This window comes from Streptomyces sp. NRRL F-5727, assembly GCF_000719555.1.
Taxonomy (GTDB): Bacteria; Actinomycetota; Actinomycetes; order Streptomycetales; family Streptomycetaceae; genus Streptomyces.
Genome location: NZ_JOGX01000096.1, coordinates 1 through 18,484, shown reverse-complemented (window position 1 = coordinate 18,484; position 18,484 = coordinate 1). Strand labels below are relative to the sequence as shown.

The 18,484-nt window shown below is 71.3% G+C and carries 12 protein-coding genes and 1 pseudogene; 8 read left to right on the top strand and 5 right to left on the bottom strand.

The window, feature by feature from the left end:
- Positions 1 to 17: 17 nt before the first annotated feature.
- From IF73_RS42930 to IF73_RS0135185, 4 genes and pseudogenes are all read left to right on the top strand, one after another.
- Positions 18 to 197: pseudogene (locus tag IF73_RS42930) on the top strand (putative T7SS-secreted protein); the annotation flags it as partial.
- A gap of 130 nt (positions 198 to 327) precedes the next feature.
- Positions 328 to 4,029: a DUF6531 domain-containing protein gene (locus tag IF73_RS38290; protein WP_420706606.1), complete on the top strand. Its 3,702-nt coding sequence runs from the start codon at positions 328 to 330 to the stop codon at positions 4,027 to 4,029.
- A gap of 45 nt (positions 4,030 to 4,074) precedes the next feature.
- Positions 4,075 to 4,449 (top strand): hypothetical protein, encoded by a 375-nt coding sequence (locus IF73_RS41310; protein WP_158822241.1) that lies wholly within the window; start codon positions 4,075 to 4,077, stop codon positions 4,447 to 4,449.
- Positions 4,446 to 4,952, top strand: coding sequence for a GNAT family N-acetyltransferase (locus IF73_RS0135185; RefSeq protein WP_063833507.1), 507 nt, complete (start codon positions 4,446 to 4,448; stop codon positions 4,950 to 4,952). Before IF73_RS41310 ends, IF73_RS0135185 begins: the two co-directional genes overlap by 4 nt.
- Positions 4,953 to 5,012: 60 nt before the next feature.
- Here IF73_RS0135185 and aspS read toward each other — a convergent pair whose 3' ends face one another.
- The gene (aspS, locus tag IF73_RS0135180) at positions 5,013 to 6,830 is read right to left on the bottom strand and encodes an aspartate--tRNA ligase (RefSeq protein ID WP_031015147.1); all 1,818 of its coding nucleotides are present in this window, start codon (positions 6,828 to 6,830) and stop codon (positions 5,013 to 5,015) included.
- A gap of 172 nt (positions 6,831 to 7,002) precedes the next feature.
- On the opposite strand from aspS, the gene IF73_RS0135175 reads away from it, so the two are divergent.
- Together IF73_RS0135175 and IF73_RS0135170 are read left to right on the top strand one after the other, a co-directional pair.
- Complete coding sequence (locus tag IF73_RS0135175; RefSeq protein ID WP_031015145.1) at positions 7,003 to 9,123, top strand: ATP-binding SpoIIE family protein phosphatase; 2,121 nt, start codon at positions 7,003 to 7,005, stop codon at positions 9,121 to 9,123.
- A gap of 176 nt (positions 9,124 to 9,299) precedes the next feature.
- Complete coding sequence (locus IF73_RS0135170) at positions 9,300 to 10,112, top strand: MBL fold metallo-hydrolase (protein WP_031015143.1); 813 nt, start codon at positions 9,300 to 9,302, stop codon at positions 10,110 to 10,112.
- A gap of 28 nt (positions 10,113 to 10,140) precedes the next feature.
- Here IF73_RS0135170 and IF73_RS0135165 read toward each other — a convergent pair whose 3' ends face one another.
- The 3 genes from IF73_RS0135165 to IF73_RS0135155 form a co-directional block, all read right to left on the bottom strand.
- On the bottom strand, positions 10,141 to 11,208 hold the full coding sequence (locus tag IF73_RS0135165; protein WP_031015141.1) for an AI-2E family transporter: 1,068 nt from the start codon (positions 11,206 to 11,208) through the stop codon (positions 10,141 to 10,143).
- Positions 11,209 to 11,292: 84 nt separating this feature from the next.
- A complete protein-coding gene (locus IF73_RS0135160; protein ID WP_031015139.1) occupies positions 11,293 to 12,255 on the bottom strand; it encodes a pirin family protein in 963 nt (320 codons plus the stop codon).
- Between the two features lie 155 nt (positions 12,256 to 12,410).
- Positions 12,411 to 12,914: an SseB family protein gene (locus IF73_RS0135155; RefSeq protein ID WP_031015138.1), complete on the bottom strand. Its 504-nt coding sequence runs from the start codon at positions 12,912 to 12,914 to the stop codon at positions 12,411 to 12,413.
- Positions 12,915 to 13,071: 157 nt separating this feature from the next.
- On the opposite strand from IF73_RS0135155, the gene IF73_RS0135150 reads away from it, so the two are divergent.
- Together IF73_RS0135150 and IF73_RS0135145 are read left to right on the top strand one after the other, a co-directional pair.
- Positions 13,072 to 14,901 (top strand): acyl-CoA dehydrogenase, encoded by a 1,830-nt coding sequence (locus IF73_RS0135150; protein ID WP_031015137.1) that lies wholly within the window; start codon positions 13,072 to 13,074, stop codon positions 14,899 to 14,901.
- 358 nt (positions 14,902 to 15,259) lie between these two features.
- Positions 15,260 to 16,567 carry a M18 family aminopeptidase gene (locus IF73_RS0135145; protein WP_031015135.1) on the top strand — a complete coding sequence of 436 codons (1,308 nt, stop codon included), beginning with the start codon at positions 15,260 to 15,262 and terminating at the stop codon, positions 16,565 to 16,567.
- A gap of 4 nt (positions 16,568 to 16,571) precedes the next feature.
- On the opposite strand, the gene IF73_RS0135140 is transcribed toward IF73_RS0135145, so the two are convergent.
- Positions 16,572 to 18,383: an NHL domain-containing thioredoxin family protein gene (locus tag IF73_RS0135140; protein ID WP_031015133.1), complete on the bottom strand. Its 1,812-nt coding sequence runs from the start codon at positions 18,381 to 18,383 to the stop codon at positions 16,572 to 16,574.
- Positions 18,384 to 18,484 lie beyond the last annotated feature (101 nt).

Here is an 18,484-nt window from a genome sequence, read left to right as displayed (position 1 = left end):
TGCACGCGGCGGACGCGATGGAGAGCGCGGCCAAGGCGCTGGAGACGTACGCGAAGGCGGTCGTCGCGGCCCAGGGCAAGGCGCGTGAGGCGATCGCGCTGTACAAGGAGGGCGACCAGGACTCCAAGAAGGCGGTCGACAGCTACAACAAGAAGGTCGACGCGTACAACGCGGCCCGCACGGGGGACAGTCCGCTGCCGCACCCGGGAGAGTTCTCCGATCCGGGCAAGGCGAAGCGGCAGCGGGCCCGGGAACTTCGTCCGCTCGCTCAACCCCACGGACCCGTACAACCTGACCCACCCGGCGGAGTACTACAAGGGCGTCAACATGACGCTCGCCGGCCTGGTCTCCCTGGGGGCCAACCCGGACCGGGCGCTGAAGAACGCCTGGGAAGGGTTCAAGGAGGACCCGTCCGAGGGGATCGGCCGTCTCATACCGGAACTGCTCGGCACCAAGGGCACCGGTCTGGCGCGCGGCGGCCTGCGCGCCGGCCTCGACGCCAAGCGTCCGCCCGGCGGGAAGCCGGACCCGGACGGCAGCCGCACCGATCTGAACAAGAACCCCGACAGTCAGGGGCAGCGGTGCTCCGAGACCGTCTGCAAGCAGGACCCGATCGACATCGCGACGGGCCGAATGCTGCTGCCGCAGACGGACATCGCGCTGCCCGGCTCCCTCCCCGTCGTCTTCCGGCGCACCTTCGACTCGTCCCGGCGCTCGGGCCGCTGGTTCGGCCCGACGTGGTCGAGCACCGTGGACCAGCGGCTGGAGATCGACTCCGAGGGCATCGTCTTCAGCTGCGACGAGGGCAGCCTGCTGGCCTACCCCCACCCGGCGCCCGGCGTCCCCGTCCTGCCGGCGCACGGGCGGCAGTGGCCGCTGGACCGGGTCGAGGGCGGCTACACGATCACGGACCCCGGCAGCGGCAGGGTGTGGCACTTCACCGACCGCACCGACGGCCTCGCGCTGCTGACCCAGCTCGACGACCGCAACGGCGAATGGATCGCCTTCGAGTACGACGACGAGTCCGGCGCCCCGACGTCGATCGTCCACCACGGCGGCTACCACCTGAAGCTGACGACCGCCGACGGCCGGGTCACGGCCCTGCACCTCGCCGGGGCTGCGCCGGACGGCTCCGACCAGGAGATCCTGCGGTACGGCTACACCGACGGCCATCTCACGTCGATCACGAACTCGTCCGGTCGCCCGCTCCGCTTCGACTGCGACGAGCACGGCCGGATCACCGCGTGGACCGACACCAACGGCAGCCGTTTCGACTACGTCTACGACGACCAGGACCGCTGCACCTACCAGTCGGGCGCGAACGGGCACCTGGAGACGACGTTCACCTGGGACGACACCCCCGACCCGGCCACGGGACTCCGCACGACGACCCTGACGACGGGCAGCGGCCGCACCGAGCGCCACCTGATCGACGCCCGTTCCCAGGTCGTCGCCGAGATCGACCCCCTGGGCGCGGTCACCCGCTTCACGTACGACCGGCACAACCGGATGCTGTCGCGCACGGACCCGCTCGGCCACGTCAGCCGCACGGAGTACGACGGCGAGGGCCGCCCCGTCCTGGCGGAGCGCCCGGACGGGCGGCGGGTCCGGGTGGAGTACGACGCCGACGGCATGCCCGTCCGGATCGCGGGAACCGACGGCACGGTGACGCGCCAGACCTTCGACGCGCGCGGCAACCGCACGTCGGTGACCTCGGCGTCCGGAGCCCGCACGGAGTTCGCGTACGACGAGGCGGGCCGGCTCACGGCGGTGACGGACCCGCTGGGCGCCACCACCCGCATCGCCGTGGACGCCCGGGGCCTTCCGGTCGAGGTCACCGACCCGCTCGGTGCGACGACCCGCTACGAGCACGACCCCTTCGGCCGTGCGGTCCGGATCACGGACCCGCTCGGCGCGGTGACCCGCCTGGAGTGGACGGTCGAGGGCCGCCCGTCGCGGCGCGTGGCCCCCGACGGCTCGGTGGAGTCGTGGACGTACGACGGCGAGGGCAACTGCCTGAGCCACACGGACGCCCTCGGCGGCACGACCCGCTTCACGTACACCGACTTCGACCTGCTGACCTCCCGCACGGACCCGGACGGCGTCCGCTACGAGTTCGCCCACGACGCGGACCTCCGCCTGACGCGGGTGACGAACCCGCAGGGCCTGACCTGGGAGTACGCGTACGACCCGGCGGGCCGGCAGATCAGCGAGACGGACTTCGACGGCCGGACGCTGGCGTACGCGTATGACGCGGCGGGCCGCCTCTCGGCCCGGGTGAACGGCCTGGGCGAAACGATCCGCTTCGAGCGCGACGCGCTGGGCCGGATCGTCCGCAAGGAGGTCGAGGGCGTCGGGACGACGACGTTCACGTACGACGTCTTCGACGAACTGGCGGAGGCGGTCAGCCCGGACGCCCGCCTGGAACGCCTCCGCGACCGCCACGGCCGCCTGAGGTCCGAGACGGTCAACGGCCGGACGATGACGTTCGCGTACGACGACCTCGGCAGGCGGGTGGGACGCACCACCCCGACCGGCGCGGTCAGCGAGTGGACGTACGACGCGGCCGGCCGCCGCACGAAGCTCACCGCCTCCGGCCGCGAGCTGGCCTTCACCTTCGACGCGCTGGGCCGGGAAGTCGGCCGCAGGATCGGCGACTTCGCCGCACTGACGTCGACGTACGACGAACTGAACCGCCTGATCTCCCAGGACGTCACTTCCCCGTCGGGCCGCGTCCAGCACCGCGCCTACGCCTACCGCCCCGACGGCGCCCTGACGTCGGTCACCGACGCCTTCTCCGGCACCCGCCACTTCGACCTGGACGGCGCGGGCCGCGTCACGGCGGTCCGGGCGGACCGCTGGACGGAGCGCTACGCCTACGACGCGGCCGGCAACCAGACGGAGGCGTCCTGGCCGTCCACCCACCCGTCCCACGAGGCAACAGGCCCCCGCGCCTACGAAGGCACCCGCATCACCCGGGCGGGCGCCGTCCGCTACGAACACGACGCGCAGGGCCGCATCACCCTCCGCCAGAAGACCCGCCTCTCCAGGAAGCCGGACACCTGGCGCTACGCGTGGGACCCGGAAGACCGCCTGCGGTCGGTCACCACCCCCGACGGCACGCTCTGGCGCTACACGTACGACCCGCTGGGCCGCCGCATCTCCAAGCAGTCGCCCCTGGAGACGGTCCACTTCACCTGGGACGACACCACCCTCTGCGAGCAGACGACCGAGAACGTCGTCCTCACCTGGGACCACGCGGGCCTCCGCCCCCTCTCCCAGACGGAACGCCGCACGGACACCGACGACACCCGCTTCTTCGCCATCGTCACGGACCTCGTCGGCACCCCCACGGAACTGGTCGACGAGTCAGGCACCCTGGCCTGGCACACCCGCGCCGCCCTCTGGGGCACCACCACCTGGAACAGGTCCGCCACCACCTACACCCCCCTCCGCTTCCCGGGCCAGTACTACGACCCCGAATCCGGCCTCCACTACAACTACTTCCGCTACTACGACCCGGAATCGGCCCGCTACCTCACCCAGGACCCGCTGGGCCTGGCCCCGGCCCCCAACCCCGCGACGTATGTCTCCGATCCTCGCGCCTGGAGCGACCCACTCGGACTGACACCTTGCAAGAAGGAACGGGGTATATACGACTTCAGAGAACCGAATCCGCAGTTCCCGCCCGATCAAGCTGCGGTTGACGCCATGCGGGCTGCTCCCCGTGGCGGCAACATCGACTGCTCCGAGATTGCTGAGAGGATTCTCGAAGGATCATCCGGAGATGGAAAGATCATCAACTTGACGACTCGGGGAAGCGACGTCATCAACATCCCGGAGGAAATGGGATCAAAGGTCACGGAGTACCGCTACCACGACATCTATACGGATGGCAGGTACGTCTACGATCCCGCCATGAGCAGTGATCCCATTCCGTATGGGGACTATGAGCGTGCCATCAGGCTCCTCAATCCGGGGAAGAAACTGCTCATCGGAGACGGCGGATACGCCGGCCCACTCTGGTGAATTGCATCGAGAAAGGCTGCCGAAGAGTTGTCAGAACTTTTTGACTTGGCACGCAAGGCGCTCGGCCGATTCGGGGAGTTGCAGTGGATCCGAGTGAGCGGGGAGCAACACCCCCTCTACGGCTACCCTCAGGTTCCCTTCCTCGGCTGGAGGTTCGCGGAGCCCGACGAAGGAAAGCTCTGCGGCATCGAGAACGCCTTGCAGACAACTCCCACACAATACGAATGGCGTATCGACACTTCGCGGAGAAACTGGCTTCTCGCGCCGTCACGACTTTTTGGAGGAGCTGACGGTTCTGCGGCCTCTCCGGAATTCGACGAGCGCGTGAACCAGTTGATGCGGGACCAGGATTTCTGCCTTCGGGCTCTAGAGGACCTCAATGCGATCCTGCGGACCCTGGCAGAACAGGGCAAGGCATGACCGACACGATGGTCGCCGAGGTGATCCCGGCCGGCGAGCGGCTGGAACTCGTGCCGCTGGACGTCGGGCACGCCGAGGAGATGGCCGGGGTGCTGAACGACCCCGCGCTGCACCGGTTCGTCGGGGGTGCGCCGGAGAGCCTGGAGGAGCTGCGGGCCCGGTACGCGCGGTGGGCGGCCGGGGCGCCCGATCCGGGTACCACCTGGTGCAACTGGGTGATCCGCGCCCGTGAGGAGGGGCGGCTCGTCGGGACCGTGCAGGCGACCGTCGGCGGGAACACCGCCGAGGTCGCCTGGGTCGTCGGGAGCCCGTGGCAGGGGCGCGGGTACGCCTCCGAGGCCGCCCGCGCGCTCGTCGCGTGGCTGCGGGACCGGGGCCTTATCGTCGTCGCCCACGTCCACCCCGACCACACCGCCTCCGCCGCCGTCGCCCGCGCCGCCGGGCTCGTACCGACGGAGGGCATCCAGGACGGTGAGGTGCGGTGGGAGTCGGGCGCCGGGTGAGCGCGAAGGGCCCGGGATCCGCGGGCGGCGGATTCCGGGCCCCTCAGTCGGCCGTCAGGCTCAGCGCGCCGCGTCCGGGTGGACCGACTCCGTGACCGGGCGGTCGTCGGCGACCTTCTTCTCGACCGGCTTGCGGAGCTGGATGTTCAGCTCGCGGAGGCGGGTCTCGTCGAGCTCCGTGGGGGCGCCCATCATGAGGTCCTGCGCGTTGCCGTTCAGCGGGAACGCGATGGTCTCGCGGATGTTGGGCTCGTCGGCGAGGAGCATGACGATGCGGTCGACGCCGGGGGCGATGCCGCCGTGCGGCGGGGCGCCGTACTGGAAGGCGCGGAGCATGCCGGCGAACTCGGTCTCGACGGTCTCGCGGCTGTAGCCGGCGATCTCGAACGCCTTGAACATGATGTCGGGCTCGTGGTTCCGGATGGCGCCGGAGGACAGCTCGATGCCGTTGCAGACGATGTCGTACTGCCAGCCGAGGATGTCCAGCGGGTCCTTCGTCTCCAGGGCCTCGAGGCCGCCCTGCGGCATGGAGAAGGGGTTGTGCGAGAAGTCGATCTTGCCGGTCTCCTCGTCCTTCTCGTACATCGGGAAGTCGACGATCCACGCGAAGCGGAAGACGTTCTCCTCGAACTGGCCGGCGCGCTTGGCGGCCTCGACCCGGACCGGGCCCATGATCTTGGAGACCTCGTCGAACTCGCCGGCGCCGAAGAAGACGGCGTGGCCGGGCTTGAGGCCCAGGCGCTCGGTGAGGACCTTGACGTTCTCCTCGGTGAGGAACTTGGCGATCGGGCCGGTGAGGGCGTTGCCCTCGCCGACGCGGACCCAGGCCAGGCCCTTCGCGCCGAGGGAGACGGCGAAGTCGCCGAGGCCGTCGAAGAACTTGCGGGGCTGGTCGCCGGTGTCCGGGACGGCGAGCGCGCGGACGTGCTTGCCGGCGAACGCCTTGAACTCCGAGTTCTCGAAGACGTCGGTGATGTCGACGAGTTCGAGCGAGGTGCGCAGGTCCGGCTTGTCGTTGCCGTACTTGAGCATCGACTCGCGGAACGGGATCCGCGGGAACGGGGAGGTGACGTGGCGGCCGCCGCCGAACTCCTCGAAGAGCTCGGTCATGAGCTTCTCGATCGGCTGGAAGACGTCCTCCTGCTCGACGAAGCTCATCTCGACGTCGAGCTGGTAGAACTCGCCGGGCGAGCGGTCGGCGCGGGCGTCCTCGTCGCGGAAGCAGGGCGCGATCTGGAAGTAGCGGTCGAAGCCCGAGATCATGAACAGCTGCTTGAACTGCTGCGGGGCCTGCGGGAGCGCGTAGAACTTGCCCGGGTTGAGGCGGGACGGGACGACGAAGTCACGGGCGCCCTCGGGGGAGGTCGCGGTGAGGATCGGGGTCGCCATCTCGTTGAAGCCGAGGGCCGTCATCTTGGAGCGGATGGCGGCGATGACGGCGGAGCGCAGCATGATGTTGCGGTGCATGCGCTCGCGGCGCAGGTCGAGGAAGCGGTACTCCAGGCGCCGCTCCTCGTTGACGCCGTCGTCGGCGTTGATGGTGAAGGGGATCTGCTTGGCGGCGCCGAGGACCTCGACCTCGCCGACCTCGACCTCGACCTCGCCGGTGGGCAGCTCGGGGTTGACGTTCTCCGTGCCGCGCGAGACGACCTTGCCGTCGACGCGGACGACGGACTCCTTCGTCAGCTTGTCGAGCGCCTCGTAGGCGGGGGTGCCGGGGCGGGCGACGAGCTGCGTGATGCCGTAGTGGTCGCGCAGATCGATGAAGAGGATGCCGCCCAGGTCGCGCCGATTGTGCAGCCAGCCGCTGAGCCGGACGTCGGTGCCGACGTCAGAGGCGCGGAGCTCGCCGCAGGTGTGGGACCTGTACCGATGCATCGTCGTTCATCCAGTCTTCGGGATCGGAGAGAAACCTTGAAACCTCGGCCCGGGCAGTGCCGGGGCCGCACCAAGCCTACCGGGACACCCAAGATCGCGATTCGGTCACTCTCGGTCGCCACCGGCGGGGACACGGTGGCGACACGCAGTCCGATATTCATAAAGTAGGGCAATGCGCACCGAGGACGTCCTGGCCGCGATCGCCACGGGCCTGTGGCGCTGGGACAACGCTTCCGGGATCGTCTCACTCGACGCCGAGGCCGCCCGGCTGCTCGGGCTGCCCGCGGAGCCGGTCCGGCTGACGGAGGCGGCGGTGCGGTCCCGTTTTCATCCGGTGGACTGGAACGAGATCGACGGCGTGGTCAACCTCGCGGTGGCCGAGGGGACGCTCGCCGAGGCGCGGCTGCGGATCATGGACGAGCGCGGCCGGGTGATCCGTACGGTACGGAGCCGGTCCAAGCCGCTGGTCGAGGGCGGCGACTACCAGCTGGTCGGCACGCTCCAAGAGGTGGCCGACCCGCAGCCGGGGGCGGCCGGCCCGCACACGCCGATCACGGGCGACTGGCGGCGGTCGCGGGAGGCGTTCCTGCTGGACGCGGGGCGGGCGCTCGCGGAGGCGCGGTCGACGGCGGAGGTGCTGCGGGTGGCGGCCTCGCTGTCGATGCCGGGGTTCTCGCCGGACGGGCTCGCGGTCTTCGGGGTGTCGGGCGACCGGCTGACGGTCATCGGGCACCACGGGCAGCGGGACGGCGACGAGGGCCCCTTCACGTCGATGTCGCTGGCGACGGACTATCCGGCCGCGGAGGTGGTGCGGACCGGGCGGGCGATCTACCTGCCGTCCCCGGAGGAGTACCGGCGCCGCTTCCCGATGACGTGGCCGCTGGCGGAGCGGTTCCAGCGGCAGTCGTGGGCGTTCGTGCCGCTGGTGGTGGCGGGGCGGACGATGGGCGCCTGGATGGCGGCCTTCAAGCACCAGGTGGCGTTCACGCCGGACGAGCGGTCGGTGCTGACGACGGTGGCGCGGATGCTGGCGCAGGCGCTGGCCCGGGCCGGGGTGGCGGAGTCGGAGCGGGAGCTGTCGCTGGGGCTCCAGCGGACGATGATGCCGGTGCTCGGACCGGGGATCCCGGGGATCCAGGTGGCGGCGCGGTACGTGCCGACCGGCGGCGGGCTCCAGGTGGGCGGCGACTGGTACGACATGATCCGGCTGCCCGGCGGCCGGCGCGGCGGCGCGGGCCGGATCGCGCTGGTCATCGGGGACGTCCAGGGGCACGACGTGCGGGCGGCGGCGCTGATGGGCCAGCTGCGGATCGCGCTGCGGGCGTACGCCTCCGAGGGGCACCGGCCGGACGCGGTGCTGTCGCGGGCCTCGCGGTTCCTGTACGGGGTGAACGACGGGTACGGGGCGGACGGCGACGGGCCCGGCGGCGGGCCGCGCTTCGCGACCTGCCTGTACCTGGAGGTGGACCTGGAGACGGGGACGGTGGACATCGCCCGGGCGGGTCATCCGGACCCGGCGGTGCGGATGGTCGACGGAACGGTCCTGCTGAGGCCGACGGCGGGCGGCCTTCCGCTCGGCATCGACGCCGACACCGACTACCCCACCACCCGGCTCACCCTCGACCCCGGCGAGACCCTGATGATCTGCACGGACGGGCTCCTGGAGACCGGCGGGCACGACCTCGACAGCGGCTGGGAGCGGGTCAGGCGGCTCCTGGAGGCGCACCGGGGCGACGACCTGGAGGAGCTGGCCGACACGCTCGTGGAGGCCGTGCACGGGCCGGGCTCGCACCACACCACCGGGCCGCTGGCGGACCGGCGCGAGGACGACATCGCGGTGCTGCTGCTCTCCCGGCGGCCGGCGACGACGGTGCGGGAGACCCCGCGCCGCACCCTGATGACGATCGCCCAGGCGGAGCCGGAGCGGATCGCGGAGGCGCGCGAGCAGGTGCGGCAGCTGCTGCACGACTGGACGGACGAGGACCAGCTGGACGCGGCCGTCCTGATGGTCTCGGAGATGGTCACCAACGTCCTCGTCCACACGGACGGCGACGCCCTGCTGACCGCCGAGGTCGCCTGCGGCGAGAAGTCCCGCCGGCTGCGCGTGGAGGTCTCCGACGCCAGCGACGAACTCCCGCACAAGCGCCATCCCGGCGAGATGGCCTCCAGCGGCCGCGGCCTGGTGCTGATGGAGATGCTCGCCGACGCGTGGGGTGTGGAACCGCGCGGCGAAGGCAAGACGATCTGGTTCGAACTCCGCGAGCCGGCGGGCCCGGAGGGCTGCTGCGGGTAGCCCGCCGGGGGGCGGGGGCGGCGAGCGGGGCGTACGGCGCCGGCCGTGCACGCGCGCGTGGGGCGTCCGACCGTGCGCGTACGGCCTCCGGCGGGGTGGGCGGCCCGGCGCGCGGTGGGCGGTCGGGCGGCGGAGACTGGTGGGGTACGGCCGCCGGGGGGACCACGGAGCTCGCCATGGACACCCACAAGGTCGGCAGCGACACCACCGTCATCGCCGACAGCCTGGAAATTCCGGGGATCGGTCACATCCCCGTCAACGCCTACGTGCTGACCGCCGCCGAACCCGTCGTCGTCGACACCGGTCTGTCGCTGGAGGACCGGGACTTCCTCGCGTCGCTCTCCGGGGTGATCGACCCCGCCGACGTGCGGTGGATCTGGCTCACGCACCCGGACCGCGACCACACGGGCGGGATCTTCGCGCTGCTCGACGCCGCACCACGCGCGCGCGTGGTGACCACCTTCCTGGGCTTCGGCATCATGACGACCGAGCGGCCGTTGCCGATGGACCGGGTGTACTTCCTCAACCCCGGGCAGTCCCTGGACGTCGGCGACCGGGGCCTGCACGCCTTCCGGCCGCCGCTCTTCGACAGTCCGGCGACCGTCGGCTTCTACGACGACCGGACCCGGATCTGCTTCAGCTCGGACTGCTTCGGCGGCCCGATGCCGAGCGCCGAGCTGGCCGAGAGCGGGCACGCGAGCGATCTGAAGCCGGAGGAGCTGCGGGCCGCGCAGCTGCTGTGGGCGACGATCGACAGCCCGTGGGTGCACGTGGTGGACCCGGAGAGGTTCCGGGCGAGCCTGGCGCCGCTGCGGGAGACGGACCCGGAGATCGTGCTCTGCACCCATCTGCCGCCGGCCGTGCGGATGACGGACCGGATGCTGGGGACGCTGGCGGTCGCGCCGGACGCCGACCCGTGGGTGGGCCCGGACCAGGCGGCGCTGGAGGCCATGCTGAGGTCCTTCGAGCCGGGCGGCGCGCCGGTCTAGGCGGTCGACGGGCCGGCCCGGGCGGCCGCTAGGCGTTCTCTTCGGGGGCCGCCGCGGAGCCGTACCGGGCGCGGAGTTCGCCGAGGATGCCGGTGGCGGCGGCGGTGAGGGGGACGGCGAGGAGCATGCCGAGGATGCCGGCCACGGAGGCGCCGGCTGTGATGGCCAGCATCACGGCGGCGGGGTGCATCTGGACAGTGCGGCTCTGGACCATCGGCTGGAGGACGTTGCCCTCGATGACCTGGACGGCGAGGACGACGCCGAGCACCCACAGCGCGATGACGAAGCCGCGGTCGGCGAGGGCGACGAGGACGGCGACCGCGCCGGAGAGGAAGGCGCCCAGGTAGGGGATGTAGGCGGTGACGAAGACGAGGGCCGCGAGGCCGACCGCGCCGGGCACCTGGAGGATCAGCAGGCCGACGCCGATGAGGACCGCGTCGACGAAGGCGACGAGGGTGGTGCCGCGCATGAAGCCCTCGACGGCCTCGAAGGCGCGGCGGGCCATGGCCTCGGCGGTGTCGGAGGTGCCGGAGGGGACGAAGGCGCGCAGGGCGCCGACGGCCTTGTCGGAGTCGCGGAGGAAGAAGAAGATCAGCAGCAGGGCGAGGACGGCGGTGGCGAGCATCTGCCCGACGACGCTGAGCCCGGAGATCACCCCGGAGGCGGCCGTGCCGCCGAACCGCTCCAGGAGCTTCTTGGCGTTGGCGGCCAGGTCCTCCAGCGAGGTCCCGGCGGCGCCGAGGTGCTCGGCGATGTCGAGGGCGGCCTGCCGGAGCGAGGCGAGGATCTGGTCGCCGGTCTCGATGAGCGCGGCGACCACGATGTACGTGGCGCCGCCGACGACCAGGAGGACGGCGGCGACGGTGACGGCGGCGGCGAGGGACTTGCTGACCTTCATCCGCAGCAGCCGGCGGTAGAGCGGGCCGAGCAGCGCCGTCCCGAGGATGGCCAGCAGCACCGGGGTCACGGCGGTCTTGAAGACCACGCAGAGCCAGATGAAGACGGCGGCCACCCCGGCCACCAGGAGCACCACGGCGCACCAGGCGGCGAGCTTGCGGGCGGGCTCGGGAAGCAGGGGCGTTCGACTCGTCTCCACCCGTCCATAAGATCACACCGATAGCGGTGGAATGCGGACGTGACGGGCCGTCCGGGCGACGACCCGTCACCTTGTGAGTGCTCGTTACTCGCCCATGCCGTGGACGGCCGGGATGGTGCCGAGGCGGCCGGCCTGGAAGTCCTCGAACGCCTGGCGGAGTTCGGCCTGGGTGTTCATGACGAACGGGCCGTAGTGGGCCATGGGCTCGCGGATCGGCTGCCCGCCGAGGAGGACGACCTCCAGGTCCGGGGTGTGCGAGTCCTGCTTCTCGTCCGCGCGGACGGTCAGCGAGCCTCCCTGCCCGAAGACGGCGGTCTGGCCGAGGTGGATCGGGCGGCGCTCGGCGCCGACGGTGCCGCGGCCGGCCATGACGTACGCGAGGCCGTTGAAGTCCTCGCGCCAGGGCAGGGTGATCTCGGCGCCGGGGCGGAGGGTGGCGTGGATCATCGTGATCGGGGTGTGGGTGATGCCGGGGCCCTGGTGCCCGTCCAGCTCGCCGGCGATGACGCGGAGCAGCGCGCCGCCGTCGGGGGAGGTGAGGAGCTGGACCTGGCCGCCGCGGATGTCCTGGTAGCGGGGGGCCATCATCTTGTCGCTCGCGGGCAGGTTGACCCACAGCTGGAGGCCGTGGAAGAGGCCGCCGCTGACGACGAGGGACTCCGGCGGGGCCTCGATGTGGAGGAGGCCGGAGCCGGCGGTCATCCACTGGGTGTCGCCGTTGGTGATGGTGCCGCCGCCGCCGTTGGAGTCCTGGTGGTCGAAGGTGCCGTCGATGATGTAGGTGACGGTCTCGAAGCCGCGGTGGGGGTGCCAGGGGGTGCCCTTGGGCTCGCCCGGCGCGTACTCCACCTCGCCCATCTGGTCCATCATGATGAACGGGTCGAGGTACTGGTAGTTGATGCCCGCGAAGGCCCGGCGGACCGGGAAGCCCTCGCCCTCGAAGCCCTGGGGGGCCGTGGTGACGGCGAGGACGGGGCGCGGGGCGGCGTCGGCGGTGGCGACGACGCGCGGCAGGGTGAGCGGGTTCTCGACAGTCACGGCGGGCATGGCGGGACCTCCTTCGTACGGCCTGAGGGCACGGTGGCCGGCTCGGCCTGTCCTCGTACCCTCACTTTAGTTGAATCCTGAACTTCCTGCCACCCGGAACGCGGAACGCCCGGGAGGAATTCCTCCCGGGCGCCCTCGCGTACCTCCAGACTGGGTCAGCCGTACATCCGCCGCATCGCGAAGTCGACCATCTGCTCCACGGCCTTCGCGTCGAAGACCATCCGGTGGTCGCCCTCCATGTCCAGGACGAAGCCGTAGCCGGTCGGCAGCAGGTCGATCACCTCGGCGCCGGTGATCACGAAGTACTTCGACTCCTTGCCCGCGTACCGCCGCAGCTCCTTCAGCGAGGTGAACATCGGGATCACCGGCTGCTGGGTGTTGTGCAGGGCCAGGAAGCCGGGGTTGTCGCCGCGCGGGCAGTAGACCTTCGAGGTCGCGAAGATCTGCTGGAAGTCCTCGGCGGCCAGGGTGCCGGTGGTGAAGGCGCGTACGGCGTCGGCGAGGGAGGGCGGCGAGGGCTCGGGGTAGAGCGGGGCCTGCTGCTGCCCGTAACCGGCCTGCATGCCGGGCTGCATACCGGCCTGCGGCGGCGCGTACTGCCCCTGCTGAGGAGGCCCGTACTGCTGCTGCGCACCCGGATTCTGCTCGTAGCCGTACATGGGCCATGAGCCTACTGCGTCACAGATCGCCCGGTAGGGGTTGCTCTTATTACCGGTGGGTAGCATCATCGTAGAGAAGAGTGCGCTACTCGTGAGTAGGACCTGGGTAGCGCGGTACGAGGAAGCATCCCTCCCCGATCTTTACGGAGCCGTCGCCATGGGGCACTACAAGTCGAATCTCCGCGACATCGAGTTCAACCTCTTCGAGGTGCTCGGCCGCGACAAGGTGTACGGCACCGGTCCGTTCGAGGAGATGGACGTCGACACCGCCAAGAGCATCCTCGACGAGATCCGCCGCCTCGCCGAGAACGAGCTCGCCGAATCGTTCGCCGACGCCGACCGCAACCCGCCGGTCTTCGACCCGGAGACCAACACCGCCCCGGTCCCGGCCACCTTCAAGGCGTCCTACGACGCCTTCATGGAGTCCGAGTACTGGCGCCTCGGCATCCCCGAGGGCATCGGCGGCACCGTCTCCCCGCGCTCCCTCGTCTGGGCCTACGCGGAGCTGCTGCTCGGCTCGAACCCGGCCGTCTGGATGTACTCCTCCGGCCCGGCGTTCGCCGGCGTCCTCTACAACGAGGGCAACGAGGCGCAGAAGAAGGTCGCGCAGATCGCCGTCGAGAAGCGCTGGGGCTCCACCATGGTCCTCACCGAGCCCGACGCCGGCTCCGACGTCGGCGCCGGCCGCACCAAGGCCATCCAGCAGGAGGACGGCTCCTGGCACATCGAGGGCGTCAAGCGCTTCATCACCTCCGGTGAGCACGACATGGAGGAGAACATCCTCCACTACGTCCTCGCCCGCCCCGAGGGCGCCGGCCCCGGCACCAAGGGCCTCTCCCTCTTCCTCGTCCCCAAGTACGAGTTCGACTGGGAGACCGGCGAGCTGGGCGCCCGCAACGGCGTCTACGCCACCAACGTCGAGCACAAGATGGGCCTCAAGGCGTCCAACACGTGCGAGATGACCTTCGGCGACAAGCACCCCGCCAAGGGCTGGCTCATCGGCGACAAGCACGACGGCATCCGCCAGATGTTCCTCATCATCGAGTTCGCCCGCATGATGGTCGGCACGAAGGCGATCTCCACCCTCTCCACGGGCTACCTCAACGCCCTGGAGTACGCCAAGGAGCGCGTCCAGGGCACCGACCTGGCCAACTTCATGGACAAGGCCGCGCCCAAGGTCACCATCACCCACCACCCCGACGTCCGCCGCTCGCTGATGACGCAGAAGGCGTACGCCGAGGGCATGCGCTCCCTCGTCCTCTACACGGCCTCCGTCCAGGACGCCATCCAGATCAAGGAAGCGGCCGGCGAGGACGCCAAGGCCCTGCACGGCCTCAACGACCTCCTGCTCCCGATCGTGAAGGGCTACGGCTCCGAGAAGGGCTACGAGCAGCTCGCGCAGTCGCTCCAGATCTTCGGCGGCTCCGGCTTCCTCCAGGAGTACCCGATCGAGCAGTACATCCGGGACTCCAAGATCGACACCCTCTACGAGGGCACCACCGCCATCCAGGGCCAGGACTTCTTCTTCCGGAAGATCGTCCGCGACCAGGGCGCGTCCCTGAACACCCTCTCCGAGGAGATCAAGAAGTTCCTCGCGGTCGGCACCGGCGGCGAGGAGCTGGCCGGCGCCCGCGACGCGCTCGCCAAGGCGGCGGTCGACCTGGAGGCGATCGTCGGCAAGATGATCACCGACCTCACCGCCACCGGCGAGGACGTCAAGAACATCTACAAGGTCGGCCTCAACACCACCCGCCTGCTCATGGCCTCCGGTGACGTCGTCGTCGGCTACCTGCTGCTGCGCGGTGCCGCCGTCGCCGCCGAGAAGCTCGCGGCCGGCGCCACGGGCAAGGATGTCGCCTTCTACCAGGGCAAGATCGCGGCCGCGAAGTTCTTCGCCGCCAACGTCCTGCCCGGCGTCTCCACCGAGCGCCTCCTCGCCGACGGCGTGGACGGCAGCCTGATGGACCTGGACGAGGCGGCGTTCTAAGAACCCGCCTGGTCCTTACTGGAACGGCCCGTCCCCGGGGAGGGGGGCGGGCCGTTCTGCTCTTTTTTGGGAGGCTCGGTTCGCCTCCGGGGCGCTTCATGCCGGGCTCACGACCCCGACCGTGCTCGGCCCGCTCGTTCCTCCCGGGCCTGCGCGCGGCCGGCGCCGTTCCCCCGGCGCGCCCTTCGGCTCACTCGCCGGGTCCTACGGGGGAGGGGTACGGGCTCCGCGGGCGGAGGGAGCGGCAGGCGGGCTCCGCGGGCGGAGGACCCGCGGGTGGGGCTCCACCGGCGGGGGCCCGGCCGGGATGTCCCGGCACCCGGAAGGGCCGCCGAAGGCCCTGCGTAAGGTGGGGCGCATGAGCAGCGCAGCTTCCCGACCGGCGTCCGCACCCTTCGGCCCCGGCCACACCGATGACCTGATGACCTTCCTCGCGGCGTCCCCGTCGCCGTACCACGCGGTGGCCAACGCCGCCGAGCGGCTGGAGAAGGCGGGCTTCCGCCGGGTCGAGGAGACCGCGGCGTGGGACGGGACCAGCGGCGGGAAGTTCGTCACCCGCGGCGGCGCGATCATCGCCTGGTACGTGCCCGCCGGCGCCGACCCGCACACCCCGTACCGGATCGTGGGCGCCCACACCGACTCCCCCAACCTGCGCGTCAAGCCCCGCCCCGACATGGGCGGCCAGGGCTGGCGGCAGATCGCCGTGGAGATCTACGGCGGCACCCTCCTCAACACCTGGCTCGACCGCGACCTCGGCCTCGCCGGCCGGCTCACCCTCCGCGACGGCAGCCACCGCCTCGTCAACGTCGACCGGCCGCTGCTGCGCGTCCCGCAGCTCGCCATCCACCTCGACCGCAGCGCCAACGACGGGCTGAAGCTCGACCGCCAGCGCCACATGCAGCCCGTCTGGGGCACCGGCGACGTCCACGAGGGCGACCTCATCGAGTTCGTCGCCGGCGAGGCCGGCGTGGACGCCGAGGACGTCGCCGGCTGGGACCTGATGGTGCACGCCGTCGACGCCCCCGCCTACCTCGGCCGCGACCGCGAACTCGTCGCCGGACCCCGCATGGACAACCTGATCTCCGTGCACGCCGGCGTCGCCGCGCTCACCGCCCTCGCGGGCCGCGACGACCTCCCGTACATCCCGGTCCTCGCCGCCTTCGACCACGAGGAGAACGGCTCCGAGGCCGACACCGGCGCCCAGGGCCCCCTCCTCGGCACCGTCCTGGAGCGCTCCGTCTACGCCCGCGGCGGCGGCTACGAGGACCGCGCCCGCGCCTTCGCCGGCACGGTCTGCCTCTCCTCCGACACCGGCCACGCCGTCCACCCCAACTACGCGGAGCGGCACGACCCGACCCACCACCCGCGCGTCAACGGCGGCCCGATCCTCAAGGTCAACGTCAACCAGCGGTACGCCACCGACGGCACCGGCCGCGCCATCTTCGCCGCCGCGTGCGAGAAGGCGGGCGTGCCGTGGCAGTCGTTCGTCTCCAACAACGACATGCCCTGCGGAACCACGATCGGCCCCATCACGGCCGCCCGCCACGGCATCACCACCGTCGACATCGGCGTGGCGATCCTCTCCATGCACAGCGCCCGCGAGCTCTGCGGCGCCGAGGACCCCTACCTCCTCGCCAACGCCCTGGTCGCCTTCCTGGAGGGCTGACCCCTCAGGCGTCCATTCCCGCGAGGATCAGCGGGAGGCGGCCCGCACCGCCTTCCGTGAGCTTCACCGGGACGCCCCAGTCCTGCTGGTGGACGTGGCAGGCCGGGTACTCGTTGGCCGGGTCGTCGTCGCAGGACGCGGCCATCGCGGAGACGTGCAGGACGCCCTCGGTGAGGGCCGGGTTCAGCTCCAGGTCGCGGAAGAGGTCCGTGCCCGTGCCCTCGCCGGAGAGCAGCAGCTCCGGCGGGGTGGACGAGACCAGGAGGCGCGTCGAGGGGCCGTAGCGCTCGTCCAGCTTCTGGCCCGTCGGGGCCCGGAAGACGACGTCCAGGCGGAAGGCGCCCGGGGCGACCTCGGTGGCCTCGCGCCGCGTGCGGTGCGCGACCGCCTCCACCTGCACGGCCTCCTCGGGGAGCCGCAGCCGGGTGAGACGGTGCCGGGCCGACTCGACGACGACGATGTCGTCGTCGACCAGGACCGCGCCGCTCGGCTCGCGCAGATCCGTGGCGAGGGTGGTGACCTCGCCGGTGGCCGGGTCGTAGCGGCGCAGGGCGTGGTTGTACGTGTCGGAGACCGCGACCGAGCCGTCGGGCAGGGCCGTCACGCCGAGCGGGTGCTGCAGGAGCGCCTGGTCGGCGGCGCCGTCCCGGTGCCCGAAGTCGAAGAGGCCCGTGCCGACGGCGGTGTGGACGGTGCCGTCGGTGTCGATGTACCGCAGGGCGCTGGTCTCCGAGTCGGCGATCCAGAGGCGGTCCTCGGTGGCGGCGAGCCCGGACGGCTGCGCGAACCACGCCTCGGCGCCGGGCCCGTCGACGAGCCCCTCGTTCGTCGTGCCGGCCGCGACCTCGACGGTCTTCGTCCCGGGGTCGTACGTCCAGATCTGGTGCACGCCGGCCATGGCGATCCACACCCTGCCCCGCCACCAGGCGACGTCCCACGGCGAGGACAGGTCCACGTCGAGCGCCGGACCGGAGGTCGGCGACCCCTGCCACCACTGGCGCCCGGTGCCCGCGATCCGCTCCACCTCACCGGTCGCCGGGTCGAACCGCTGGAGCGCGTGGTGCACGGTGTCCGCGACGACGACGCTCCCGTCCGGCAGCAGCGCCAGCCCCTGCGGCTCGCGGAACACCCCCTCGCCGCCGATCCGCCGCACCACGGTCTCCCCGTCGGCGGCCAGCTCGACCAGCTGGTGCCGGGTGGTGTCGGAGACGAGGAGATTCCCGTCCGCCAGAACCACCGCCTTCCCCGGGAACCGCAGATCGGTGGCGACGGGCTCCGGCGGCACGTACGGCCCGTCCCCGCGCCGCAGCGTCCCCTTCGCCTCGTGCTCCGCCTCCAGCTCCTCGACGAGCGTCCGGATCGCGTTGGCATGCCCCTCGCCCGCGTGCTGCGCGACGACGTACCCCTCCGGGTCGATCACGACGAGCGTCGGCCAGGCCCGCACGGCGTACTGCTTCCAGGTCGCGAGCTCCGGATCGTCCAGCACCGGGTGGTGCACCTCGTACCGCTCCACCGCGTCCACCACGGCCTGGTGCTCGGCCTCGTGCACGAACTTCGGCGAGTGCACCCCGACGATGACGAGCGTGTCCCGGTGCTTCTCCTCCAGCTCACGCAGCTCGTCGAGGACATGCAGGCAGTTGATGCAGCAGAAGGTCCAGAAATCCAGGATCAACACGCGACCTCGGAAGTCGGCGAGCTTCAGGTCCTTCCCGCCGGTGTTGATCCAGCCGCCCTTGCCGATCAGCTCGGGGGCACGGACACGGGCGCGGGAACGGGGGGCGGGCGCGGGGGTGGGCGCCGGAGCGGCATCGTTCATCCTTCAAGCTTGCCACCCGTCCGTGAAGGGGCCGTGACGGGGCCGTCACGCGGGTGCGGGCGTACGGGTGGATCCGGGGGGCCGTCACGCCGGTGCGGGCG

Excerpts from the sequence above, each read along its gene's own strand:
- aspS (WP_031015147.1), bottom strand. The coding sequence starts at position 6,830 with ATGCATCGGTACAGGTCCCACACCTGCGGCGAGCTCCGCGCCTCTGAC.
- IF73_RS0135140 (WP_031015133.1), bottom strand. The coding sequence starts at position 18,383 with ATGAACGATGCCGCTCCGGCGCCCACCCCCGCGCCCGCCCCCCGTTCC.
- IF73_RS0135145 (WP_031015135.1), top strand. The coding sequence starts at position 15,260 with ATGAGCAGCGCAGCTTCCCGACCGGCGTCCGCACCCTTCGGCCCCGGC.
- IF73_RS0135175 (WP_031015145.1), top strand. The coding sequence starts at position 7,003 with ATGCGCACCGAGGACGTCCTGGCCGCGATCGCCACGGGCCTGTGGCGC.
- IF73_RS0135155 (WP_031015138.1), bottom strand. The coding sequence starts at position 12,914 with ATGTACGGCTACGAGCAGAATCCGGGTGCGCAGCAGCAGTACGGGCCT.
- IF73_RS38290 (WP_420706606.1), top strand. The coding sequence starts at position 328 with ATGACGCTCGCCGGCCTGGTCTCCCTGGGGGCCAACCCGGACCGGGCG.
- IF73_RS0135160 (WP_031015139.1), bottom strand. The coding sequence starts at position 12,255 with ATGCCCGCCGTGACTGTCGAGAACCCGCTCACCCTGCCGCGCGTCGTC.
- IF73_RS0135185 (WP_063833507.1), top strand. The coding sequence starts at position 4,446 with ATGACCGACACGATGGTCGCCGAGGTGATCCCGGCCGGCGAGCGGCTG.
- IF73_RS0135150 (WP_031015137.1), top strand. The coding sequence starts at position 13,072 with ATGGGGCACTACAAGTCGAATCTCCGCGACATCGAGTTCAACCTCTTC.
- IF73_RS0135170 (WP_031015143.1), top strand. The coding sequence starts at position 9,300 with ATGGACACCCACAAGGTCGGCAGCGACACCACCGTCATCGCCGACAGC.